Source organism: Aquimarina pacifica (assembly GCF_000520955.1).
Taxonomy (GTDB): Bacteria; Bacteroidota; Bacteroidia; order Flavobacteriales; family Flavobacteriaceae; genus Aquimarina; species Aquimarina pacifica.
In genome coordinates this window covers 21,882-45,831 of the sequence record NZ_JACC01000010.1, presented here as the reverse complement: position 1 = coordinate 45,831, position 23,950 = coordinate 21,882, and the positions used below count along the sequence as shown (strand labels likewise).

Below are 23,950 nucleotides of genomic sequence, written 5' to 3'. Positions count from 1 at the left end.
TTTTTTTGATTGGTGACATTAAATACGTTTAATAAAGCTATTATTTATTCGCCATATATTTTTTCTTTTCTCGTTTAGAAAACTCAGAAAACAAGATTTCTTCTGTAAAATCCGAAGTATATTCTTTTTTAGGCTCAAGCTCTAGGATACCCTCTGTTGTTAAAAATTTCGGCGTTATATATGTGTAATGTGCAACTTTGTCCTTCAATTTTGTTGGAGTCTTACGAAACTCTGAACTAGAAAGGTAGGAGATCGTTAACTTTAGCATATTTTTATCCGTCTTTTTTGGGTCTGGCATTATTCCTATTGGTGTATTAGGCAATACCTTATCTCCTGGTTGAACAAGAACGCCATTTTTAATAAAACCACTATATCTCGCAATTGTTCCGTCCTTATGCTCAATATATACTTTATTAGATTCAGAAGTATATGAACTTATTGAATCTAATTCATGATGATGATCTTCTTTTATGCGAACTACCGTTCCTTTTCTGATCGATACTACAGTATCTGTATCTTTTGCTTTAAACCCATATGCTTTCCAATTGGTTGGGAGCTTACTACCAAAGTATTTTTTTGATACGTTACTCAGGTTATAGGATTTAACTGTTTTTCCTTTTTTGAAAGGAAGATTGTATATATAGTCTTTATTAACTTTAGGTTTAAGTCTTCCGCGTATATATACAGTTCTATACGAATCATAGGTAATACTTTTTTCGGGGTCTTTAGCTCTTAGTTTTAGAAGTAATCCTCTTTGACCCTTAATCTTACAGATATGTCTAGCTTGTCTATCTGATACATTTTCTAAACCTGTAAATTCAACAATTGCTGTATAGTTGCCCTCAACAGATTTCTCATATATAATATCTAAGCTTTTATCGCTATTCTTTTTAGTTTTAAATATGACTGCCTTTGTTTGGCAATAAAGATTCATACAAGAGACGATACAGAGTAGTAGCGTAATTTTTTTCATATATAATAGTTTTCTTTTTTTGTTAAAAATAGTTAATTTTTTTAACATAGTTTTTTTTAGTCTAAAAAGAATGAAGATGCATTTTGTTTTTAATGAATCCTATGTCTTAAAAAAGTTTTTGTTTTTTTAATAAGGTATTGGGTGTTTTTTTAATATGTTGTTTCTTAGTGTTTTGAAGTAAAAAGAGCTGTTTTGTTTGTTGCACAAAACAGCTCTTTTATTTTTTTTCGTCAAAAAGTCAGTTAAATAATTTTTACACTATCCAGACTTAATTTACACACTCACCATTATCAGTGATGGTCCAATTATTTTGATTAATTAGCTTTAATCTTGCTGCTATTGCCTCTGTCGAACAATATGTAGAAAGTCCTGCATTAAAACTTATGCCAGATTGTTTTTCCTGTGCCGAAAAATTAATTAATACGTCATCATAATCTACGATTGCGAATGTGGCATCTTGAAACATACCATTCATTTTTTCAACGTTTGTAATTTTCCAGTCTTTGATTTGTGGTTGCGCCATGGCCGCATTTAGAAACATATATGACATATCCTGAACTTTACCTGTATCCCAATTACTAGTATCTGGATTGGCAACGGTAGTATTCTCAAACATATTTCTCATTAGTAAAACATTACTAGTATCCCAATCACTAGTATCTGGATTTGCAACAGGAGCGTTAGCAAACATAAATTCCATAGTTCGAACCATTAAAGTGTTCCAACCACTGGTATCAGGATTCGCGCTTTGTGCATTAGAAAACATGCCATTCATATAAATTACTTGAGATGTGTTCCAATCGGTAGTATTTGGATTTGCCATCTCAGTATCAGCAAACATACTTCTCATCTCTGTTACATTGCCAACATTCCAATTACTAGTATCTGGGTCTGCGATTAGAGCATTAGAGAACATAAAACTCATATTTTCTACTCGAGATGTATCCCAATTGCTCGTATTTGGATTTGCAGCATCAGCAAAAGCAAACATGTTTTCCATCGTTGTTACGTTTGATGTATTCCAGTTTGTTGTATTAGGATTTGCCATAGCAGCATATAAAAACATATCAGATAGATCACTTACTTTAGATAGATTAGGAGCATCTTCTGCAGGTACTTCAAGTTTTGTACATCCAGAAAAAGCTGCTTTCATGGTACTCCACACAATATTTCCCCACTGATTAATAGCGATAATTTTTTCGCGTTCTGTAGTTTCTTCAAAACTAATAGAGGAAAGATCACCTGTAATACGGATGGTATATGTGTCATCGCTTCCAAAATCATGGCTTACAGGTCCTTCTATTCCTGTTTGGTCAATAAACCCATCATTATCCCAATCAACCTTATAGCCATTAGCTCCAGCTGTTGCAGGAATAGTGATTTCTGATCCAGACCATGTGGTTATAAATTCGGTTCCTGCGACTATTTCTTCCTTGTACCCAACAGATATCGTATAGGTATTTGTGTCACCATTTTCTGCAGTTACAATATAGGTTACTGGGTTGGTAAAGTTTTGAGCAGTATTCTCAGAAGGAGAAATACGCTCTCCGTTATGGTTAATAACAGGTGTAAGGGCTGTTAGGTTTGTACCAGGAAACAGTAATATCTGTATGTTATTATCCGTAATATTACCTTCAATTCCATCTATTGTAAATGATATGATTTCGGCGGTAGAATCTTTGAAACCATCTGAGCTATTAGTATCATCATCTTTGCTACACGATACTAACACAATAGTTAGGAAGCCCAATAAGGTATTTGTAATTTTTAAATTTTTCACTTTGACTAATTTTGCTGGCAAAAATAGTAAAAAAAATACTTTTCGTTCTGTTCACTTTTCTATTCTCATACAACACTATTCGTTTGATTATAAATTGGTAATACTAATTTAATTTTAAACGGTTGTATCGAAGTTGTTGTTATTTTTTTTCTCTAAAAATACTGTGATTTGATGGCTGTAGGTAATATGAATAAAAAAAATCGAGGTAAAAAAAGAAGTATCTCTTATGTAATATTTTAGAGTTAATTTAAATAAAACAAGGTATCATCTGTAAAAATTTACTAGCTAGAGAGTATGAGATCAAAAGATTTTAGAAAGGCAGTTTTTCTAAATCTACATTACCACCAGAGAGAATTATGCCTATTTTTTTATTCCTGAAACGTTCTTTTTCTCTTAATAGTGCTGCAAACGGAACTGCGCACGATGGTTCTATGATAATTTTCATTCGTTCCCATATGAGTTTCATGGCTACAATAATTTCACTTTCTTCAACCCGAATAATTTCTGATACATGTTTTTGTATGATAGGAAAATTAACATCACCTAATGGCATTTTGAGACCATCTGCAATGGTATTGGTAGTTTTATTAGTTTCTAGACGACCGCTTAGTAATGAACGGTAAGCATCATCAACTTCAAAAGGTTCTCCTCCTATCACATTACATTCATTTCCGAAATAGTGAGTGTAAATTCCTGTTCCAGCGATCAATCCGCCACCACCCACAGGACAAAAAATATGGTCTAAATCAGGATGGTCTTCTAATAATTCTAAAGCCGCTGTTCCTTGCCCTAATATTACATTAATGTCATTATAAGGGTGTAAGAAGGTGGCTCCTTTCTCTAATTCGATTCGTTTAGCAGTTTCTTCTCGGTCTTTATGTGTCGGGTCACATTCAATAATATGTCCGCCATATCCTTTTACGGCATCTTTTTTTACCTGAGGGGCATTAGAAGGCATCACGATATAAGAGGTTATACCTAGGCTTTGAGAAGCAAGTGCAACTGCTTGTGCAAAATTACCTGATGAGTGTGTAACAACCCCTTTATTGCGTTGTTCGATCGATAATTGAAGAATTGCATTGGTTGCTCCTCGCATTTTGAAAGCCCCCATTTTCTGGAAATTTTCGCACTTAAAAAAAAGGGTGGTACCAGATATTTGGTTAAGCTGACTAGAAGTGAATATTGGAGTTTTGTGTATATATGGTTGAATTCTTTGACTACAGTTTTTTAACTCCGAGATATTCATAATTTTGATAGTTTTTATTGATCTAAATATAAGTCTAATTTTGACTACTTTGGATATTCAAAATTAGAGCTTTCTTCCTACCAAAATTGTATTCGCACCTTCTACTTTTTGATATTCTGTAAATCCTATCTTTGTTTCGAAAGCCAATATTAGATGTTTTATTTTGTTTTGATCGGTTAGGTTTATGCCTGCGTTAAATAGTATGTAGCCTGATGGCGAAAGACGTTTCATTAATTGATTCCAGAATTGTAACGAATAAAATTGTTCTGGGACCTGAGTATCAATAAATATATCAACAATGATAATCTCGAATTGACCTTTACTTTGATGAATATAAGCAAAAGCATCTTCACATATGATTTCTAGAGTGTTTGAATTTGTGATGTTAAATTCAGTTTTGGCAAGTTTTATGATAAGTTCATCAATTTCAACAGCAGTAATCTTTCCATTAAAAATAAACTTTTCTCTAAGTGATCTTATAATACTTCCTCCACCAAGACCTAACAATAGAATTTGATCGTTATTATGAATTTCGATTTTTGAGAGTCCAAAACACAAGAGTTTTTGCAAGGAACCATATGAATAGTTGGCATTCTGGCTATCTAGTACTTTTTTTCCATTGATCCATGTAAGTTCTAAAGTGCCATTGACTTGTGATTTAACCTCTTTGGTAAAAGGCCATAAATAACTAAGCAATTTTTTCATAAAGGCATATTTGACTAATCTAGGGTTTACTAATTCTTTGCAAGGTTTTAATATTATAAATCACAATTAGTAATTCAGTTCCATGTTAATTGTTTTCTTTCATTCCAATACACTTTGGGTTCTGTTTTGTATAAAGATAATAGATGTATTTCTTCTGGATTTAGGTTAAACTCTAGTGCTTTGAGGTTATCCTTAATGTGATTTTCGTTAGAAGCTCCGCTAAGTACTTTGTATGGTTTTAGGCTGTCAATACAAAATCGAATGGCGACTGCATCAATACCTACATTATATTTATCGGCTATTGTTTGTAATAATTTATAAAGCGGAGCATATTTTTTGTATCTCGGATTGGGTAATAGGCGACCATTTGCTAGTGCTTCTTTTACTATAACTTTTTTATTATGCGTATTAAGTATATTGGCTATTTGTAAAATACTATTGTCTAAAATGTTATAAGTAACCTGAAAAGTATCAAATAATGGATCTCCTGATACGGTAATTTGCAATGCTTTCTGTAGTATATCGACTTGGTTGTAACCACTTGTGGTGATACCAATGTCTATATTATATTTTGATTTTAGTTCAGCAAGTCGTTCTAGGACTTCAATATTAGTAAGGATGTTTGACTCAAAAGTAGCAGAATGAACTTGATATATTTTTAGGTTGGATAAAAACTTTTTTGATTGTTGCCATTGCTCATTTAGTTTAGAAAGGCTATGTTCTTTTACTTCATGAATGGTAGCATTTGGGTCAAAATTAGCGGTATAGGTATATCCCCATTTTGTCCCTATTTCTATTGTTGGATCTTGTTTAGATTTTGCCCAATCTATTAGTAGTTCTTCTGCTAGTCCATATCCGGGAGCTGTATCAAAATATCGAATCCCTTTTTTGTAAGCATATTCTATAGTACTCAGACTTCTTTTTCGAAAATCAGCAACAGGCTCAAGTATCTTTTTTTCTTTACGAATATTAATATATTCAGGGCGTCCTAATGCCGCAGTCCCAAGACCTATAGAAGATAGTACCATTAGTTATTTTTTATAAAATCAAAAAAGTCTAAATCCGATCAGAAAAAAATCCAGCTATAAAGATTTGTAGCTGGATTTTATTAATATGCTTTATGTTACCTTTTTTAGCTGTTAAGCATTACAGGCATAACTAACATTGTAACGTGTTCTCCTTCGTCTAATCCATCAATAGGAGTAAGGATTCCTGCTCGATTAGGAAGTGACATTTCTAGTTGTACTTCATCTGCATTCAGATTATTTAACATCTCACTTAAGAAACGAGAATTAAAACCTATTTGCATGTCATCACCTTGATAATCACAAGTTAGTCGTTCTTCTGCTTTGTTAGAATAATCTATATCTTCTGCAGATATATTCAATTCTGCACCTGCTATTTTTAAGCGAATTTGGTGTGTGGTCTTATTTGAGAAAATCGATACTCTTCGCGCAGAGTTTAAAAATTGTGTTCTTGCTATAGTAAGTTTATTTGGATTTTCTTTAGGGATTACCGCTTCATAATTAGGGTATTTACCATCAATTAATCTACAGATCAATTGAGTTTGATCAAAAGAAAATTTTGCATTTGATTCGTTGTATTCTATGAGTACTTCTGTATCACTTCCTGCCAAAATTCCTTTTAATAAGTTCAAAGGTTTTTTAGGCATAATAAATTCTGCCGATTGCGATGCCTGTATATCTTCTCTTGTATATTTGACAAGTTTATGAGCATCAGTGGCTACAAATGTAAGTCCTTCTGTAGAGAGTTGAAAAAACACACCACTCATTACAGGTCTTAGATCATCATTACCAGTGGCAAAAATTGTTTTACTCACGGCAGTAGCCAAAATATCTCCTAAAATATTTGTGGCACTTGGGTCTTCTAATTCTACTGCTTTGGGAAACTCCTCTCCATCTGCATATGCCAAAGCGTACTTACCATGGTTAGAACTAATCTCTACGGTGTTGTTGTCTGAGGCAACAAAAGTTAGTGGCTGCTCAGGAAATGTTTTCAACGTTTCTAGTAAGAGCTTAGCAGGTACGGCCATAATTCCCTGATCACCTGATTCTACTTCCAGTTTTGCAGACATAGTTGTCTCAAGATCAGAGGCAGAAACTGTAAGTGAATTGTTATCTAATTCGAACAGAAAGTTGTCTAAAATCGGTAGGGTATTACTATTACTAATTACCCCGCCTAATACCTGTAATTGCTTAAGTAAGTATGAACTGGATACTATAAATTTCATCTATTTTTTATTTTCTGGTTTTCAGACTGAATTAGCTATCGTTTGTTATTAAGTGCATTTTTATGCATTATTAATGCTTGATTTATGCACTTATATAGCTAATTACTGTACTAGTTTCACGCAAATATAATTGTAATATACTAGGATTTTGGTATGCCCAAAACCATAGTTATTAACAAACAACTAGGAGTTATTGACTATTTTATTAATTCTTAATTTTAGGGTTGATTTCCTTTAATCTGTTTGTCTGTATAATGTGCTTTGTGCTTTGGTTTGGCAAAACTTTCTTGATTATATTCAGAAGATTTTCCTTTTGGGATTGATAAACTTTGCCATTTAGAGGAAGCCATCATTTTGCCTAAATATACAATTTGCCCGATGTGATATGCATAATGCGCCAATTGTCGATTGACTGCTTCTGTAATGCTGTGCTCGATATTTCTGATATATACAGGTTGATCAAAATTAGTTTCATCAATACTCTCTAATGCTTTAAAAAGGCAAGTCCATCCTTCATTCCACTCAGTTAGGATTTCGTCTTTGGTGGTTAGTGTGTTTTCAAATTCAGCATCGCGCTGTCTCCATTCTTTTTCACCATCACTCGTTAGAAAGTCGGTCCATCGAGATAGCATGTTTCCCCATAAATGATGCACGATAATAGCGATACTATTACTCTGGTCATTAAATTGCCAGAAAAGTTTTTCTTCTGGGACTTGAGCAATTGTTTTTTCTCCTAAGACTTGATAATATAAAAACTGTTTTTTAATTCCTTCAATATATGCTATAGACTCCATGATTTTATCTTATTTATATGGTATCAGTATTAAAGACAAACTAGACGTAGCGTTGCAAGCTATACAGTGTTCTTTAGTTCACTTTAAGAATAAATATAAGAAATTTTGGGGGTAGTAACATTTTTATCTAAAGCACTTCTAAAACAGCATTTTTCTTTTTCTAACTAATAACCAGATTACTACAGGAGCACCGATTAGAGAAGTAATTGCATTAATAGGTAGTGTATATTCGCTAGAGGGTAATTGTGAGATACAATCACATATAAGCATGATAACACTTCCTAATAGCATTACTGCCGGAATCAGTGTTTTATGATCAGAAGTGTGAAATAACTGTCTTGTTAGATGAGGAGTTGCCAAGCCAATGAAGGCTATAGGTCCTGCAAAGGCTGTGATACTACCTGCCAATAATCCTGTAGCCGAAATAATTAGGAAACGACTTAATTTGATATTGAGTCCCAGACTCCGGGCATAATTCTCTCCTAACAGTAATGTATTTAGTGGTTTTATGGCAATAATAGATAAAAGGATTCCTAAAAAGAATATTGCAAAAAGTACGGCTACTTCTAACCATGATAGATTTCCTAGGCTACCAAATCCCCAAAAAACATATTGCTGTAACTGATCCGCTGGAGCAAAATAGGAGAGTACACTTACAATGGCTGAGGTAATACTGCCAAACATAAGTCCTATGATCAAAATAGCCATAGTGTCTTTCACTTTTACAGAAACTACCATTGCGGCAAACAATATTAACATGCTTCCTAAACTGGCGGCAATTACAAGCCCCCATTTCGAAATTAAAAATGTAGCGGCGGCGGCTCCCATAAATGTACTTCCTAAAATGAGTAACGCCACTCCCAGAGTAGCTCCAGACGTAATCCCTAAAACAAAAGGCCCAGCTAGTGGGTTCCTGAATAAAGTTTGCATCAGAAGTCCAGAAACTCCCAATCCGCTACCTACGATTATAGCTGTGAGCGCCTTGGGTAATCTATAATCTAGAATAATATGTCTCCATGATTCTTTTTCGACCGAACCTCCTACTAGACTTGCTAAAGTATCTAACCAAGGGATTACAACTGAACCCAAGCTTATATTAGTGATGAAGCAGAGTACTAGAAGTATAGTAATACCAATAAAAACTCGTTTGTATGATTTTGTTGGGGTCAATTAGTTAAGTTTTTCAAAAAAATATGGTTCATATGCTGTTAACAGTTCTGGGTGTGCTATCCGAATAATATCTTTCAGAATCAAATCCGGACGCATTGGACCCAATTCATAATATAGCAATCCACCTGTTGGTCCTGTTTTTAATGCAGAAGAATATACGCTTTTATTTTTAAATGCGTCGAATAAACTATATCGATTGTTTTTTTCTTGTAACTCAGACAATGAAGAGGCTACACCAGATCCAATCCATAATTCTGCCTGTTGTGCCTTTTCAAAAACACTCTCAAAACTCAGTGCTATACTTCCTGTTTTTTTTGTGTCTTCCCATATATAAGTGGTATTAGCATCTTTAAAAAACTTAGCAATATAGCTATCGCCTCCCGGTACATGCCATATATCCTTGAACATATTACCTGATAATACTGTAGGAGAGATAGTTGTTTTTTGAGCAAGGGATTGTGCTTGGGTATAGTCTTTTTTTATGTTCTCAAAAATATTCGAAGCTTCAACTTCTTTACCTACAAAAGCAGCAATAAATTTGATCCACTCAGCCCTACCAAGAGGATGTTGTTCCATCCAAGAACCATTCATAACGACGGGAATTCCTGTCCTCTCTAGCAAATCGTATGTTTTTGTATCCCCGGTGGCAGAATATCCAATAATTAATTCAGGTGCTATTTCTAATGTACGTTCAGTATTGAGATGACCATTGTTGCCTAACTCCTTGATTTTTCCTGAATCAATGAGTGCGCGTGTACGTTTAGAAGAAATGTAGTCCGTATGGGGGAATCCCACCAACATATTTTCGATATCCAAATATTCTAATATCGGGATATCTGTTGTCGAACTTACAACTAAGTTATCTACAGGTACGGCTATAAATTTTGCATCTGGAGTACTAGAAGGTCTTGGTGTTCCTTTTGAATATAAAATATACGTAAACGTATTTTTTGCATCAGGCCAAGGAGATATGATTTGTATTTTTTTATAGGTTTCATGATTTTCTATAGAAAACCCCGAGGCATATTCTATTTTCTGCGAAATTATTGGCGAAGTTTCGGTACTACCAGTTTGTGTTTTTTTTTCGTATTTGCATGAAAAAAACGAAATAAACAATAACAGTATTAGTAGATGATTTTTCATTCTAAAAGTATAGGATACATCAAACTTCGATATTTTTTTTAAAACAATGAACTAATTTGAGTTTTTTGTTTTCTACATAAGTAAGATGCTAATTGTTTTTTTGAATGGTATAACCGATAGCTTTTAGAGGATGTTTTTATTTTTTTTAATAAATATCGGTTTATGGTGTATTGCTTCTCAATTAAAATACCCCTCTTGCATCAAAGATCAAAGAGGGGTATTGCATCAGTCTAGTTACTTCTATAGTAAGAAGTGTTTTTCGGTATTAATTAATTACAAAATGTATAAACTCGTTTGCTCCATTACTGTTTTTCATTTTTAAAACATAAGCTCCTGGTTTGTATTTGCTGGTATCTACAGAAATATCCTCTTTTGATAAAATACGTTGTATGTGCAGTGTTTTTCCCATAAAGTCATTAATTTCTAATGTGTCGTAATTTTCTGAATGTGGGATCGATATAGTAAGTTTTTCTTTTGCAGGAACCGGAAATACTTTCATTTTTGAAATAGGTTTATTGAATGGTTTAGTATTTCTGATAGATGACGATGAATCTACAATCATAAACTGTTCAGATTCTCCGGCGTATAGAGTAGTTGAAGTTTTTACTTTTTTGGCTTCATCGATTTGTAACCTGTTGAGTGAATTTTCAAAAGCAGTTACTAGATAGGTTCCATTCCCTGTAGGAGTCAAATTCCATTGAGCAGATGGTTCGGTAAATAAATTACTTTCCATATCAGCATAAGGAGTATTGTCGCTTCTTAATCTAGGTTTTCTTCTACCACCAACACAATCCAAATAATAATATTCTTCATTATCTGATGGGGTAATTTTCCATTTTACAGCTGCTACGTTTCTAAGGATGGAAGACGCAAATGGCGCTTCACCACCATATGATCCCAAATAAACATCATAATGTGGGTTGGTAATATAATAGGTTTTATTAGCCTCAGGAACAAAAGATTCTGTTTCTATTTCTATTACAATATCTTTGGTTGTTCCTGCTTCATCTATTGCAATGGTTTGTGTGGTGACTTTGCCGTTATATTCGATCTCAACTTCGTATGTTCCCAGAAATCCATTGATTTCTTTTGTGCCTGTATCAGAACTGTAAATAGTTTCGGGAGTCCACCATTTTTCGAAAACCAAAGAGCGATATGCTTCATAATTTGGTCTTGCATTCCATTCTAGATCAAACATTGCGGCATCGGGTTGCCAATGTCTTCCGGTCCAAAATCCCCACATTAAAAAGGAAGAAACGCTAGGATGGCTAAAGACCATTGTCATAAAATCACGGGTGTAGTCTGCCTGAACATCTCTTTGATTAATAGCAATGTCAAATTCAGTAATTTTTATTTCTTTATTCAATTCACTATAGCGTTCAAGTATACTATATAGTCGCACAGGAGCTGTTAATAGGGCTCCAAAGTGGCTTTGCATACCAATACCGTCAATCTGTGCTCCATCTGCCTCTATTCTTTGTATCGTTTCATAATAATGATCTTGGTGTCTTGTATTAATACCACCACTACCTAAAATACCAAAATCATTCATGTACATTTTGGCAATGGTGTCATTTTCTCTTGCCAAATGAAACCACTTGGCCATTTCATCATATCCGAGAATATCCATAAACTCGGTATTGTTAAAAGTTTCATTGATAACATCCCAGTCTAATAATTTGCCCTCATACGTACTTGCTATATCGGTGACGTGTGTATTGATTAACGTTCTTAATCCCTCAGGGTCATTCGCATAGTCTTCTACAAAACTTGGGTTGTATCTAAATGAAGGCCAAACAAGCACATGTCCTCTTACAGGAATACCAAGATCATTAAACGCTTGTATTGTTTGATTAGTAATATCTTTCTGAGTATCATCGGCCCATAATTCCCATTTTAAATTATTTTCTAAAACGACGGTATTAAAAAGAGAACTTATGCTATCTCGATATCTACTATTACTCAAATAGGTTGCCCCATCTACAGCGGTACCAAAACCAAAGTGATGTGATTTCATGGTCACTTTTACATTAGCACCCGACAAAGGAATTTGGTGTTGATTAACAATTGAGATTGCCATATTTCCTTTTCTATATTGTTCGATTCTTTGATCTGCTTCTGCACGCCATGCTGCATCATCTTCTCTACCAACATAGGTTACTTCGGTTAAAGGAAGTTCCTCTACCTCAATGGTATCTTTATAATTTGTTAGACGTACTTGTGCTACTTCTAGCACTTGTTCTGGATATCCTATTTGTAGCCCTATATTTATTTGCGAAGCCTCTAAAGTTTGATTTGCAACAAAAGGAAGGTTGTATAGTTTCCATTCATCGCTGATACTATAATCGCGGCCGAGAGAACTCGTATATATAGTATTTTCCTCAACAATTGCTCTTAGAAACCCTTCTCCACTTTCTAGAGAAGACCGTGTCGTTCTTGCATAAAAAGACATAAGCATTACATCTCCCGTCTTAAATCCTTCCTGCGCAGGGAATGTCAATGCAATACCCCAAGGGCTATCAGGTTGCGAAGTAACGGTAAGTTCTACACCTTCTGTAAAAGGTTGCCCTTCGATTTCAATATTTGTTCTATATCCATAGTCATCTCCATAAAAGCCATAATCTGTAATTTCAGATGAAATTAGCTCTCCATCTTCTTCGTCTATAGCTTCAGAATCTGGTAAATCCTCAAGAGCTAACGAATCTTTATAATTAATTAGACGCACTTCAGAAATTTCTACTATTTGGGCAAGGTGTCCAAGTTGCAATGATATATTAATTTGAGAGGCTTCTAGGGTTTGACTAGCTTCAAAAGGTAGGTAGAAAGCTTTCCAATCAGTTTCAATGTCCAAATTTTTAGAAAGGTCACTAGTGTATACTGTATTTTCCTGAATTACTGCTGTAACTAACCCTTTTCCTGAATCATCAGAAGAGGCTGTCGCTTTAGCATAAAATGTCATTAGCATTACATCGCCGGCTGTATATCCTTCTTCGGCATTAAATGTTACTGCAATTTCCCAAGGGTTAGTAGGTTGTTCAGTAACGGTAATCTCTGCAGCCTCAGTAAAAGGAGGATTGGTTATAGTGACATTATTTACATATCCATATACCTCTCCATAAAAACCATAATCATTTATAGAAGAAGAAATGAGATCGGTACCTCCCTCAGGGATTTGATTATTGGTGTCTAGAAGATCGTCAATAGTCAATGTGTTTTCATAATTAATAAGACGAACTTGTGCAATTTCTACAACCTGTTCTGGAAACCCTGACTGTAGTGCCATATTAATTTGTGATGCCGATAATGTTTGACCAGAAACAAATGGCAAATAGTACAATTGCCAATCTGAACCAATGGTTACATTCTGACCAAGATCGCTTGTGTAAACCGTGTTTTCTTCGACGACCGCTCTTAGTTCGCCTGTACCGGTTCCTAGAGAGGATTCTGTGGTTCTTGCATAAAAAGCCATAAGAAGGACATCTCCTGTGTCGTAGCCGCTCTGTGGACTAAATGTTACTGCAATTTCCCAGGGATTCGTAGGTGCCGTGGTGACTGTGATTTCTGCTGCTTCATCAAAAGGAAGAGGTGTTGCACTAATGTCTGTTTTGTACCCAAAGTCTGATCCATAAAAGCCATAATCAGCGACTGAAGAAATAATTAATTCACTGCCACCAGTTGGAATTTGGGCAGTTACGTTGGTTAATACGAAAAGAAAAAAAAGAAATTTTAAAGTTTTCATGTGTGATTGATATATGAGTTTAATTGTGTATTCCAAATTAATAATTTATCATTAAAAGTTGTGTTTATTTTAAAGGTATTTACTTTATTAAGAAAAAATATTTTTTTTTGATAAAAAATGACACTGTTAGGTTTTAAAAAGCCTGTTGTTAATTTGTTTTATTTTTCGTTGAAAAAAATAAAACAGAGTTTTACCCAGAATTCAGAAATTATAATTTAGAGACGATGTCCCAAATGCAATAAAAAGGACTGTTTTAATTGATTTTATACTGTTGTTGCTATGGTGATATTGTTAGAAACAACATAAATCGGAAGCTTTTATAGTAGTTTTAAGGTGTCATAAATAGGGATCACATCGCCATATGTGATATGGATACTAAAAGAATCTTTGAGGTCAATTTTTCGAATGTAAGAAAGCAATGCTCGCATTGGGCCAGCATGGGTTACAATAACAATTTTTTCTTTTGAAGAGTGCTCCAATTCATTAAAAAATGCTAATATTCTATTTTGGAGTATTATATAGGATTCGCCATTCGTGGTTGGTGTGTGTACAAAATCATTCATCCATGGGTTGATTTCTGAAGGATTGATATCATCCCATGCCATTAACTCCCAATCACCAAAGTTGAGTTCTTTTAGTCGATCGTCGAAAAAGGTAGTGTGATTAAATGTTTTGGCTAATAGTTTACAACGTTGCAACGGGCTACTGTATACTTTAGAAATATCATGTATTGGGATTTGAGAATGAATTTTTTCTACTTCTTTCTCAAAAGTCTCAGTAACTCCTATATCACTTTGTCCGTAACAAATTCCTTTTTCGATATTAGGAGTAGTATGCCTTACCAAATATATTTCCATAACGCCAATAGACTAAGATAAAAGATTACTTCGCTTAGCTGTTGCACAGCACCTGCACAATCCCCTGTTTGCCCACCAATCCATTTTTTGAATTTTGCTGCCAAAAAAAGTTTTGATACATACATCGGGAGTAAGGTAAGATATACTAATGGATTTTTAAAAAGTAATAAAGGAGCAAGTCCTATTAACCCACTTATTAATAACATAGATATGCTCATACTTTTTGCCGCCGGTTTTGCTTTACTATCATCAGTATCTCGCACATATGGATGTGTAAAAATAAGGGTAGTTGCAATAAATCGACTGCTACTATGACCGGCAATGATAATCAAAGGCATATATAAAATCTCAAATTCTCGCAAAGAGGTAAACTTCATAGCAAGGAGAAGAAGGAGGCCTATGGTGCCATACGTTCCTAACCTTGAGTCTTTCATGATGAGTAAGATCTTGTCTTTGGTCCAGCCACCCCCAAAACCATCGCAAACATCAGCAAATCCATCCTCATGAAAAGCACCCGTAACATAGACTGTTGATACCATCGATATTAAAAGGGCAATTTCTAGAGAGAAAAGAAAATGAGTTGCATAAAAAAATAGCGCGCCAATGCTTCCAACGATAATCCCCACTAGTGAAAAATATTTAGAACTTTTCTGTAGATAAATAGGATCATGATCTACCCATTTTGGGCACGGAATACGGGTAAAAAACATTAAAGCTGTAAAGAATATATGAACCTCTTTTTTCATAAGCTTTTTTAAGTAGTTATTGGTTTTAGATGAGGTAAAATTCTTTCGCTGTTTTTGATGGCCTCGATATGTGATGAATCAATCTCATACCTATATTTCCATAAAGGAATAAAAGCCAAGATAATCAATAGTAAAGAAATGAATATTGCAGCCTTACCCATTTTACTTTTTTTTAGATATGCAATCACTCCGAGATAGAGTGCTAGTAAACCTATACAAAGCGTTCCTATTCTATATGTTTTGCCAAAAGCCATAATATCTATAGAAGTATTTACATACGATTGATTTTGTATGTCTTGAATGGGTAATGATTCGATAGCTAATTGATATAAAAAAAGATTCCCTCTGTAGACCAGAAATATCCCAGCCAAAGATATAAGTAATGATAACACTGCCTTGTTCATAATACTTTAGTGGTCATTTTTAGAAATTTCTGCCTCCTCAAAACTAGCCATAGTATTCAGGAAAGCGACAGAGGATTGTAGGATAGGATATACAATTGCCGCACCTGTACCTTCGCCTAATCGCATGTCCAGGTCAACTATTGGCTTTTGACCTAAGAAATCTAACATCTTTTGATGTCCTTGTTCACCAGACGTATGAGCAAAAATACAATAATCCAGTACGTTTTTATTGATTTTATGGGCTATTAATAGCGCGGCAGTAACAATAAAGCCATCAATGAGAATTGTCATTTTATTTTCTGCAGCTTTTAGAATCCCACCAGTGATCATGGCAATCTCAAATCCTCCAAAAATAGCAAGTGCTTCTATTGTTGAGGTCGGATGGTATTTTTTAAAGACGGTTTCTAGAATCTCTCTTTTTCGTAAAATGTCTTTATCAGGTAATCCTGTTCCTGCTCCAACGCAATCAGCAATGTCTAATTTTGTTGTGTATGCCATTAGTAGTGAAGCTGCAGAGGTATTACCAATGCCCATTTCGCCAAAACCAATACAATTACACTCATTAGCTTGAGTATTAGAAACAATTTCTGCGCCTTTGTTAATAGCATCAATACACTGCTCAATAGACATTGCAGGTTCATATTGATAGTTTTTGGTACCCATGTCAATTTTTGCATTGATAAGCCCAGAAACCCCACCAAAAATATGATGTACTCCCGCGTCTATTACTTTGAGTTCAATGTCATTTTGTTTACAAAACACATTAATAGCAGCACCTTCATTCAAAAAGTTGTACACCATTTGTGCGGTTACTTCTTGGGGATATGGGTTAACGACTCCTTCTTTTGAAATGCCATGATCTCCGGCAAAAACAAGAATCGTAGGATTTGATAAGTATGGTTGGTGTGTGCCCTGAATCATTCCTATCTGTAATGCTAGTTTTTCAAGAATACCCAATGCTCCCAAGGGCTTTGTTTTGTTATCTATTTTAGATTGTATTTTTTGTTCTAAAGAGATGTCTAAAATAGATTGTATATCAAAGTGTATCTGGCTCATTTTTTATTTTTTATTTCTACGGGGATTCCCGAAATCATGAGGGTCGCTTTATCAGCGTGTTTGGCTATATATTGATTCATCCAACCTTGTAATTCTGTGAATTTTCTTCCTACTTCTGTAGTTGCATGTACTCCCATACCTATTTCGTTAGATATAATAATAATAGTCGCTTTTATTTTTAGTAGTTTATCAAATTCTTCTTTAGCTTGTTTTAAGGATAATGTTACATCATTTTTTGTGTCGACGAAAAAATTAGTCAACCATAGGGTTACACAATCAATAACGACTATGTCTGATGGTTTAATAACTGTTGAAAGCTCTTTTTCCTCCTCAATAGAGGTCCAGCGTTGATCACGATCATCAATATGCCTATTAATACGTTCTCTATGGTCCTGATCCCAGACTCGGGATGTAGCAAGATAAATTGGGCTGTCGGTAAGTTGTAGTGCAAGGTTTTGGGCAAAACTACTTTTGCCTGATCGTTCGCCCCCAGTAATGTAATATATCATTCGAAATGATTTTTTGATACTTTCTTTGTTGTATGAACCTAAAAAGCTCATGGCACATAGGTTAAAAAAAGCAAAGTTAGGAGTATAAATTATTTATTCGTTAAAGTAATCTCAAATTCGGTAAAATATAATACATTCGCGCAGAATTTTGGTTTTGAAATGCTGTTCTCAGCATTGATAATTAAAAGGGAATCAGGTAAATTAGTTAAGAATCCTCAATTCTGAATTGATAAATCCTGAGCTGTTCCCGCAACTGTATGCTTTGCCAAATCAATGTTAGTGTGTAATTACACATAATTGTAGGAGGTGATTGTTGTTAATTCTTTTAAACCACTGCTTGTGTAGAATTTTATAGAGATTCAATACAAGTGGGAAGGTAAACAACAGTACGCAAGCCAGGAGACCTGCCTTAATTCATGATAGTAAACTTTCGGGATAGAAGTTTAGGTATGGGTAAACTACATACTTTTTTCCGGTAATTGTAAAATTATAAGTCATTTAGGAAATGAACAAAAAAATGTTTTTTGGAGCTGCATTCGCAATGTTTGCAACTCAAATTATTTCGGCGCAGGAAGTAACGTCGGATGAAAAGGTTAATGAATTAGAAGAAGTTGTCCTTTCGGATTCTAAGTTCAAGTTAAAAAGAGAACAAAGTGGTAAGGTAATTACCAAAATTAGTAAAGAAGAGTTAGAGCGTAGCCAGGGACAGTCTGTAGCAACAGTTTTAAATCGTGTCGCGGGAGTATCTATTAATAATAGTACCAGTGCTGCAGGAGAACCACTTGGGGTATATGTTCGAGGGGGGCGTAATCGTCAGGTAGTTATTCGTATTGATGGGATTACGGTAAGTGACCCTTCTTCATCAGCAGGAGATTTTGATCTTAGATTATTAGCGGTTAATCAGATCGAATCTATAGAGGTATTAAAAGGAGCTTCGAGTACGTTATATGGTTCTGGTGCAGCGGCAGCAGTTATTAATATAACTACAACGTCAGAAAGCAAAAAAGAAATAGCAGCACAATTCTCTACCAGTTTAGGGACCAATCAATCTCAAGAAGATCAAGGATATGATATTAATGAGTTTGTTAATTTGGCTTCGGTAAATGGTACAGTGAATAAAGTGAGCTATATGGTAAGTCTAGGAAATCAATTCACTGATGGATTATCTGCTGCAGAGGCAGAAGGAGCAGAAAGTGATTCCTATTCTAAGTACAACGTATATGCCAAAGTAGGGTATAAAGTGAATAAGAATTTTAAATTTCATTTCTTCGGAAATTTGGACACATATAAGTCTGATTTTGATGGTGGTGCAGCCTTTGATGCCGATAATCAATTCGAAAGCACTCAAGAACGAATAGGGAATTTTTTAGAGTTTAACTATAATGAAAACAAGGGGAGTTTTACAGCTGTTACCAGTTTTGCAAACCTAGAAAGAGAATTCATTTCTGGATTTCCATCACAATATGAAGGCAAGATTTTCGCTTTTGACGTATACCATAAATATAAGTTAGAGAATGGGTTGTATACACTAGTTGGGGTGAATGGTTCTAATAGTGATTTTAACCTATTTAGTATTCCGTTTGGAGCCTCTGATTTTGAGCAGACAATCAATGATAATGAAGCAGATTTTGATATCGTTGATCCGTATGTTAATCTCGTATATACTTCAGATTTTGGATTGAATATAAATGCAGGAGCACGATTGAATATGCATAGTGCCTACGGCAACCACTTTGTCTACAGTGTAAACCCATCTTATACCTATACTTTTGGGGGTAATTATATCAAGGGACTAGCTAGTTATAGTACAGCCTACATTACTCCTTCATTGTTTCAATTATACGATACTGCTTTTTTTAGTGGTAACCCAGATCTACAACCAGAAGAGAGTAGAACTATAGAGGTAGGTGCAGAACTTTCTCATGAAAAGAGAGCAATGCTTAGTGTAGTTTACTTTAATAGGAAATCAGAAAATTTCATCACATTCGATCCTGTAACTTTTGTAAACTCAAATTCTTCAGAGGATATTGATGTAGACGGTATAGAAGCAATGGTAGAAACAAAATTTCTAGACGATAAGTTGATTATAACCGGTAATTATACATATACCAATATAGATAAACTCGAGGATAATATTAGAATACCAGAGCATGTAATACAAGCAAGTTTGGGATATCAAGTATGTGATAAAACATACACATCGTTAAGTTATCAATATAGTGGAGAGCGCACGGATTCTAACTTTGACCCTATTACTTTTGCTCCGGTAGCCGTTCCCTTAGATAGTTACGGAATTTTAGATTTTTATGTGAATTATCAGCTCCTTAAAAATCTTACTTTGTTTGGTGCTGTCAATAATATTGCAAACGAAGATTACCAAGAAGTATTCGGATATAATACGAGGGGTAGAAATGCTCGTGTAGGTCTTAATCTTACTTTTTAAGCGAGTATGCCGTCAATATGAATTTGTGAGAATTAGATATAAAAAAGCCCCAAAACTGCTAGGTTTTGGGGCTTTTCTTATAATTTTTTATAGAAAGATAAAACTATGATTTCTATTTCTTAGCGTTTTCAAGATCCAAATACATTCTCTGAAAAATAGGGCTGTTCATTTTACTTTCTCCAAACAGCTTTAATGCTGAGGTTTTAGATTTGTTAAATGACCTTGCAGCTCCCTGAATATCATCTAGAGCGGCTTTTAGTAATGTTTCTTCTGGATCTCCCAGAATTCCTAAATTTGAACGATCTTCAAACACCTCTATATCTGGGGCAAAGCCAGCGTAATAATCTGTAACTCCCAAAGAATTAGAAGATTTAAGAACCAGAGGTTGCATGGCATAGGTATGTCCTGTATTTAGGTTATCACCGCTTCTAAAGAAATTATCCGAATCATATAGTGTGATAGATGCCTGAAATTTTCCTCTAGTCGCTGTACCCACTGTAACCACATCTATATATGGGTCAAGACCATTAATCACTAATTCACTAGCAGAAGCAGAGCTATTAGTAGTTAATACATACAGTCGATCCAGGTTAACACTATTAATAGCATCATTATCTCTTGTGGTAGTAACAAAAGAGTTAATTAAATCTTCATCATTAAACAGTGGGTTTATATCACTATTCCATTCTTCTACAGAAAAAACGTTGTCTGTAGATTGTGCTGAGATCATACTTGCCAGAGCAACAGCAGAGGTTACAGATCCACCACCATTATAGCGTAGATCCAAAACTAACTCTGTAATACCCGCTGCTTTTAACTCACCAAAAGCATTATTAAGTTCTGTATCAAAATCTGCCGTAAAAGAATTATACATAAGATATCCTACTGTATCATCCCCAATATCTAGTGTTTTTGTAATAAAAACTGGGTTTTCAGTATATTCTACCTGTGTTAATTCTATTGATTGTCCTGTAGATGTTACATTTTCACCATCATAATTAGCCAAACCTATCGAATAGGTTGTTGATGCTCCAAAAAGTAAGTCTCTGTAATTATCAACGGTAAGTTGATTACCATTGACACTATTAAACGCATCTCCTCGTTGTATTCCTTTATCTTTTGCATCCGTATTAGGAAGCACATAGCGAACAACGCCAAAAATAGCTGTTTCTGTCTCATCAGCAAAGAACAGGGAGAACTCCATACCGTTGCTAAGAGAAAGGCCATCAAAACTTTCTTCTAATGCAACGTAATCATCTACAAGAAAACTAAAGTCATCAACATTGTAGGTGTCACCATTGACAAACGTGGTTTGTGTAGTTAATAAACCTTCAAAAATAGCTTCGGGTGTAGTAAAAGTGTTTAAAAAATCTGCATACCCTTCATTAGAAGAAAAACGATCATCTGCCAGATCAGGGACTTGGGATTTATATAAGTAAAAACCATTCAGCCCTTTCCAGATAAAATCATTAATTTCAGAGGCGGTTGCTGGTTCAAGAACATCGTCATTGTCTTCTGCACAACTTGTCATAATACTTGCCGAAAAAAGTAAAAGGACAAAATAGAATAAATATTTCATATCAATTTTTGTTTATATAACCCTAAAAATAGGAACTTTATTATAAAATAAAAGAATTGTGTAACAAATTATATAGATAGTCGTCTCCCTTATATAAAGCTAACAGATTAGTTTTATAACGAGCCAAACCAATACTATGAAAGAAAGAGCATTTATAACGCTTACCAATACGTTCAAGGATAAACTATTTAGGTTGTCTAAACGTTTGCTTGTTAGTAGTGAAGAAGCAGAAGATGCAACGCAAGAAGTATTGTTAAAACTCTGGAAAAATAAAAGCAAAATAGGAACGTATAAAAATGTAGAAGCATTTGCGATGACTATGACCAAGAATTATTGCTATGATAAATTAAAGTCAAAGCAGACAGGAAACCTTAAGATTGTACATAACAATTATGAAGACGGACAGGCATCGTTGCAGCGACAGGTAGAAGCAAAAGATAGTCTTGATTGGGTAGGTAAAATTATGGAGAGCCTACCAGAACAACAACGAATGATTATACAATTAAGAGATATAGAACAGTATAATAATGCAGAGATTGCAGAAATGTTAGAAATGAATGAGACGGCGGTAAGAGTAGCGTTGTCACGCGGAAGAAAAGTTATAAGAGAAGAATTATTAAAAAAACACAATTATGGAGTTGTCTAATATAGAAAAGTTACTAGAGAAGTATTTCGAAGGCGAAACGACCATTTCAGAAGAGAAAGAATTAAAGGTATATTTTACCAGCGAAACTGTGCCGTCACACCTTCAGAAGTACCAATATCTTTTTAAGTATTTTTCTGAAGAAAGCACCGTGAGTGCCCGTAGGGATCTAAAGTTAACTGCACATAATAAAAAGAGTTATGCCTGGGTAGGTATGGCAGCTTCTATTGCTTTGATTGTAGGATTGTTCATGGCCAGAACAGGACCATCAGAGCCGGTAGATACTTTTGAAGATCCCGAAATTGCGTTACAAGAAACCAAAAAAATTCTGAATATGGTTTCTCAATACATGAATGAGGGCAAAGAGGGTTTAGTGTACCTCAAAGAATTTGAAAACACTAAAAACAAATTTTTAAAATAAAAAATAATAATACCTCTATATTTTATATGAGGAAAAATAAAAGAATATAAATTATGAAAAAGTTAGCAATTGTTTTAGCACTAATTGTTGCGCCATATATGTCAAATGCTCAAAGTTATTTTGATAAATATGAAGATATGAATGATGTCACTTCTATGGTGATTACGAATAAAATGTTTAAACTTCTTAGCAAAATAGATTTCGAAAGCTCAGACAAAGAAACGCAAGAGTACCTTAATTTGGTAGAGAATATTAATAATATCAAGGTGTTTATTACCGAAAATGAAGGAGTAGGGCAGAAGATGAAAAGTGATGTAGGAAGTTATCTCAAAAAAGCCTCTTTAGATGAATTAATGAGAGTAAAAAGTGATGAAGGTGATAACATAAAGTTCTACTATAAGCCAGGAGCCAGCGATGACTATGTAAAAGAGTTGTTTATGTATCTAGAAGGAAATGATGAGGGTGATGGAGCAAAATCAATTATACTGACAATAACAGGAAAAATTGATTTACGCCAAGTCTCAAAACTTGCAGACGACCTTAATATTCCTGGAGGGAAAGAGTTGAAGAAAGTTAAAAAGAGTAATTAAGAAGCAATAAGTAAGAATAACACGATAACAAATAATATAATGTAACCTGAGTCCGAAAAAATATAAGATTCCTGTTCGTAGTAGCAATGTCATTCTCGTCTTAATCTAGAATACAATAATCTTATTTTTAACGTTACAATCGGCTCGGGTTATATCAATATTGAATAAAGTATTCAATTATAGGAATAGCATTAAAAAAATAGTCAAATAGCTCCTTTTTTCGTGTTATACCATTTTAAGTTAGAAATGGTATTATATAAAATCAATCAATAATCAATCAAAACGAATAGATAATGAGAAGTGTAGTTAAATTAATAGCTTTAGTCGCTATTGCGGTATTAATGAGTTGTAATAGTGAACCATCACTACAACAGTATTTTGTTGATCATCAGGGAGATGCTGATTTTATAGCAGTCGATATACCTTCTAGCCTTTTAGATAAGGAAGGGATTAGCCTTACCACAGAAGAGAAAGAGGCTATCGAGAGTATTAAAAAAGTAAATTTTCTTGGATTACCGCTCAATAAGAGTAATCAACCGAGATTCGAAGAAGAACGTTTGGTCATTAAAAAAATATTAAATGATGATACCTATCAGACTTTAATGAGTTTTGGGTCTAACGGTACCAAAGCGGTATTAAAATATCAGGGAGAAGATGATGATATTGATGAGGTTATAGTATTTGCAACAGATTCAGAAAAAGGGTTGGCTTTGATACGTGTCTTAGGAGACAATATGAGGCCTGAGAAAATGGCAAAATTGGCAAGCTCTTTCGAAAAAGGTAAGCTTAATCTTGATGCGTTTAAGAGTATCGCAAAGACTTTTGAGTAAGAAACACCTCACCTGCTTAGGGTAAGATGTATAAAACAAAAATGCTATGAATCTATAAGGTTCATAGCATT

Annotated in this window: 21 protein-coding genes and 1 riboswitch; of the genes, 5 read left to right on the top strand and 16 right to left on the bottom strand. The window is 34.4% G+C overall.

Annotated elements, in window-relative coordinates:
- Positions 1-40: 40 nt before the first annotated feature.
- The 15 genes from DZ60_RS0107125 to DZ60_RS0107055 all read right to left on the bottom strand — a co-directional run bounded on the left by DZ60_RS0107125 (position 41) and on the right by DZ60_RS0107055 (position 17,373).
- The gene (locus tag DZ60_RS0107125; protein WP_161634369.1) at positions 41-973 is read right to left on the bottom strand and encodes a M23 family metallopeptidase; all 933 of its coding nucleotides are present in this window, start codon (positions 971-973) and stop codon (positions 41-43) included.
- 268 nt (positions 974-1,241) lie between these two features.
- The gene (locus DZ60_RS24100) at positions 1,242-2,753 is read right to left on the bottom strand and encodes a BspA family leucine-rich repeat surface protein (RefSeq protein WP_051477602.1); all 1,512 of its coding nucleotides are present in this window, start codon (positions 2,751-2,753) and stop codon (positions 1,242-1,244) included.
- Between the two features lie 310 nt (positions 2,754-3,063).
- Complete coding sequence (locus tag DZ60_RS0107115) at positions 3,064-3,999, bottom strand: pyridoxal-phosphate dependent enzyme (RefSeq protein WP_025741400.1); 936 nt, start codon at positions 3,997-3,999, stop codon at positions 3,064-3,066.
- A gap of 63 nt (positions 4,000-4,062) precedes the next feature.
- Positions 4,063-4,704, bottom strand: a complete 642-nt coding sequence (locus tag DZ60_RS0107110) for a spermidine synthase (protein WP_025741399.1) — start codon at positions 4,702-4,704, stop codon at positions 4,063-4,065.
- A gap of 74 nt (positions 4,705-4,778) precedes the next feature.
- Positions 4,779-5,732, bottom strand: coding sequence for an aldo/keto reductase (locus DZ60_RS0107105; protein ID WP_025741398.1), 954 nt, complete (start codon positions 5,730-5,732; stop codon positions 4,779-4,781).
- Between the two features lie 104 nt (positions 5,733-5,836).
- Complete coding sequence (gene dnaN, locus DZ60_RS0107100) at positions 5,837-6,955, bottom strand: DNA polymerase III subunit beta (protein WP_025741397.1); 1,119 nt, start codon at positions 6,953-6,955, stop codon at positions 5,837-5,839.
- Positions 6,956-7,173: 218 nt separating this feature from the next.
- Complete coding sequence (locus DZ60_RS0107095) at positions 7,174-7,749, bottom strand: DUF1572 family protein (protein WP_025741396.1); 576 nt, start codon at positions 7,747-7,749, stop codon at positions 7,174-7,176.
- A 138-nt stretch (positions 7,750-7,887) separates the two neighbouring features.
- Complete coding sequence (locus tag DZ60_RS0107090) at positions 7,888-8,919, bottom strand: FecCD family ABC transporter permease (RefSeq protein ID WP_025741395.1); 1,032 nt, start codon at positions 8,917-8,919, stop codon at positions 7,888-7,890.
- The gene (locus DZ60_RS0107085; protein ID WP_025741394.1) at positions 8,920-10,062 is read right to left on the bottom strand and encodes an ABC transporter substrate-binding protein; all 1,143 of its coding nucleotides are present in this window, start codon (positions 10,060-10,062) and stop codon (positions 8,920-8,922) included.
- A gap of 265 nt (positions 10,063-10,327) precedes the next feature.
- Positions 10,328-13,801: an endo-1,4-beta-xylanase gene (locus DZ60_RS0107080; RefSeq protein WP_025741393.1), complete on the bottom strand. Its 3,474-nt coding sequence runs from the start codon at positions 13,799-13,801 to the stop codon at positions 10,328-10,330.
- 317 nt (positions 13,802-14,118) lie between these two features.
- The gene (cobC, locus tag DZ60_RS0107075) at positions 14,119-14,658 is read right to left on the bottom strand and encodes an alpha-ribazole phosphatase (RefSeq protein ID WP_025741392.1); all 540 of its coding nucleotides are present in this window, start codon (positions 14,656-14,658) and stop codon (positions 14,119-14,121) included.
- Positions 14,640-15,404, bottom strand: a complete 765-nt coding sequence (locus tag DZ60_RS0107070) for an adenosylcobinamide-GDP ribazoletransferase (protein WP_025741391.1) — start codon at positions 15,402-15,404, stop codon at positions 14,640-14,642. Before DZ60_RS0107070 ends, cobC begins: the two co-directional genes overlap by 19 nt.
- 8 nt (positions 15,405-15,412) lie before the next feature.
- On the bottom strand, positions 15,413-15,808 hold the full coding sequence (locus tag DZ60_RS0107065) for a hypothetical protein (protein ID WP_025741390.1): 396 nt from the start codon (positions 15,806-15,808) through the stop codon (positions 15,413-15,415).
- A gap of 6 nt (positions 15,809-15,814) precedes the next feature.
- Entirely contained in the window at positions 15,815-16,864 is a 1,050-nt protein-coding gene (gene cobT, locus DZ60_RS0107060; protein ID WP_051477601.1) for a nicotinate-nucleotide--dimethylbenzimidazole phosphoribosyltransferase, read from the bottom strand.
- Positions 16,861-17,373 (bottom strand): bifunctional adenosylcobinamide kinase/adenosylcobinamide-phosphate guanylyltransferase, encoded by a 513-nt coding sequence (locus DZ60_RS0107055; RefSeq protein WP_025741388.1) that lies wholly within the window; start codon positions 17,371-17,373, stop codon positions 16,861-16,863. The genes cobT and DZ60_RS0107055 overlap by 4 nt, the downstream gene beginning before the upstream one ends.
- Positions 17,374-17,505: 132 nt before the next feature.
- Positions 17,506-17,799: riboswitch (cobalamin riboswitch) on the top strand.
- Between the two features lie 79 nt (positions 17,800-17,878).
- Here DZ60_RS0107055 and DZ60_RS0107050 point away from each other — a divergent pair.
- Positions 17,879-19,816 (top strand): TonB-dependent receptor plug domain-containing protein, encoded by a 1,938-nt coding sequence (locus DZ60_RS0107050; protein ID WP_025741387.1) that lies wholly within the window; start codon positions 17,879-17,881, stop codon positions 19,814-19,816.
- 112 nt (positions 19,817-19,928) lie between these two features.
- Here DZ60_RS0107050 and DZ60_RS0107045 read toward each other — a convergent pair whose 3' ends face one another.
- A complete protein-coding gene (locus tag DZ60_RS0107045) occupies positions 19,929-21,395 on the bottom strand; it encodes a S41 family peptidase (protein WP_025741386.1) in 1,467 nt (488 codons plus the stop codon).
- 136 nt (positions 21,396-21,531) lie between these two features.
- Between DZ60_RS0107045 and DZ60_RS0107040 the strand changes: the two genes are divergently transcribed.
- From DZ60_RS0107040 to DZ60_RS0107025, 4 genes are all read left to right on the top strand, one after another.
- Positions 21,532-22,041, top strand: coding sequence for an RNA polymerase sigma factor (locus tag DZ60_RS0107040; RefSeq protein WP_025741385.1), 510 nt, complete (start codon positions 21,532-21,534; stop codon positions 22,039-22,041).
- Positions 22,028-22,459 (top strand): hypothetical protein, encoded by a 432-nt coding sequence (locus DZ60_RS0107035; protein ID WP_025741384.1) that lies wholly within the window; start codon positions 22,028-22,030, stop codon positions 22,457-22,459. The genes DZ60_RS0107040 and DZ60_RS0107035 overlap by 14 nt, the downstream gene beginning before the upstream one ends.
- Before the next feature lie 53 nt (positions 22,460-22,512).
- Positions 22,513-23,049: a DUF4252 domain-containing protein gene (locus DZ60_RS0107030; protein WP_025741383.1), complete on the top strand. Its 537-nt coding sequence runs from the start codon at positions 22,513-22,515 to the stop codon at positions 23,047-23,049.
- A gap of 293 nt (positions 23,050-23,342) precedes the next feature.
- A complete protein-coding gene (locus DZ60_RS0107025; RefSeq protein WP_025741382.1) occupies positions 23,343-23,879 on the top strand; it encodes a DUF4252 domain-containing protein in 537 nt (178 codons plus the stop codon).
- Positions 23,880-23,950: the final 71 nt, after the last annotated feature.

Excerpts from the sequence above, each read along its gene's own strand:
- DZ60_RS0107125 (WP_161634369.1), bottom strand. The coding sequence starts at position 973 with ATGAAAAAAATTACGCTACTACTCTGTATCGTCTCTTGTATGAATCTT.
- DZ60_RS0107115 (WP_025741400.1), bottom strand. The coding sequence starts at position 3,999 with ATGAATATCTCGGAGTTAAAAAACTGTAGTCAAAGAATTCAACCATAT.
- DZ60_RS0107110 (WP_025741399.1), bottom strand. The coding sequence starts at position 4,704 with ATGAAAAAATTGCTTAGTTATTTATGGCCTTTTACCAAAGAGGTTAAA.
- DZ60_RS0107105 (WP_025741398.1), bottom strand. The coding sequence starts at position 5,732 with ATGGTACTATCTTCTATAGGTCTTGGGACTGCGGCATTAGGACGCCCT.
- dnaN (WP_025741397.1), bottom strand. The coding sequence starts at position 6,955 with ATGAAATTTATAGTATCCAGTTCATACTTACTTAAGCAATTACAGGTA.
- DZ60_RS0107095 (WP_025741396.1), bottom strand. The coding sequence starts at position 7,749 with ATGGAGTCTATAGCATATATTGAAGGAATTAAAAAACAGTTTTTATAT.
- DZ60_RS0107085 (WP_025741394.1), bottom strand. The coding sequence starts at position 10,062 with ATGAAAAATCATCTACTAATACTGTTATTGTTTATTTCGTTTTTTTCA.
- DZ60_RS0107080 (WP_025741393.1), bottom strand. The coding sequence starts at position 13,801 with ATGAAAACTTTAAAATTTCTTTTTTTTCTTTTCGTATTAACCAACGTA.
- cobC (WP_025741392.1), bottom strand. The coding sequence starts at position 14,658 with ATGGAAATATATTTGGTAAGGCATACTACTCCTAATATCGAAAAAGGA.
- DZ60_RS0107070 (WP_025741391.1), bottom strand. The coding sequence starts at position 15,404 with ATGAAAAAAGAGGTTCATATATTCTTTACAGCTTTAATGTTTTTTACC.
- DZ60_RS0107065 (WP_025741390.1), bottom strand. The coding sequence starts at position 15,808 with ATGAACAAGGCAGTGTTATCATTACTTATATCTTTGGCTGGGATATTT.
- cobT (WP_051477601.1), bottom strand. The coding sequence starts at position 16,864 with ATGAGCCAGATACACTTTGATATACAATCTATTTTAGACATCTCTTTA.
- DZ60_RS0107055 (WP_025741388.1), bottom strand. The coding sequence starts at position 17,373 with ATGATATATTACATTACTGGGGGCGAACGATCAGGCAAAAGTAGTTTT.
- DZ60_RS0107050 (WP_025741387.1), top strand. The coding sequence starts at position 17,879 with ATGAACAAAAAAATGTTTTTTGGAGCTGCATTCGCAATGTTTGCAACT.
- DZ60_RS0107045 (WP_025741386.1), bottom strand. The coding sequence starts at position 21,395 with ATGAAATATTTATTCTATTTTGTCCTTTTACTTTTTTCGGCAAGTATT.
- DZ60_RS0107040 (WP_025741385.1), top strand. The coding sequence starts at position 21,532 with ATGAAAGAAAGAGCATTTATAACGCTTACCAATACGTTCAAGGATAAA.
- DZ60_RS0107035 (WP_025741384.1), top strand. The coding sequence starts at position 22,028 with ATGGAGTTGTCTAATATAGAAAAGTTACTAGAGAAGTATTTCGAAGGC.
- DZ60_RS0107030 (WP_025741383.1), top strand. The coding sequence starts at position 22,513 with ATGAAAAAGTTAGCAATTGTTTTAGCACTAATTGTTGCGCCATATATG.
- DZ60_RS0107025 (WP_025741382.1), top strand. The coding sequence starts at position 23,343 with ATGAGAAGTGTAGTTAAATTAATAGCTTTAGTCGCTATTGCGGTATTA.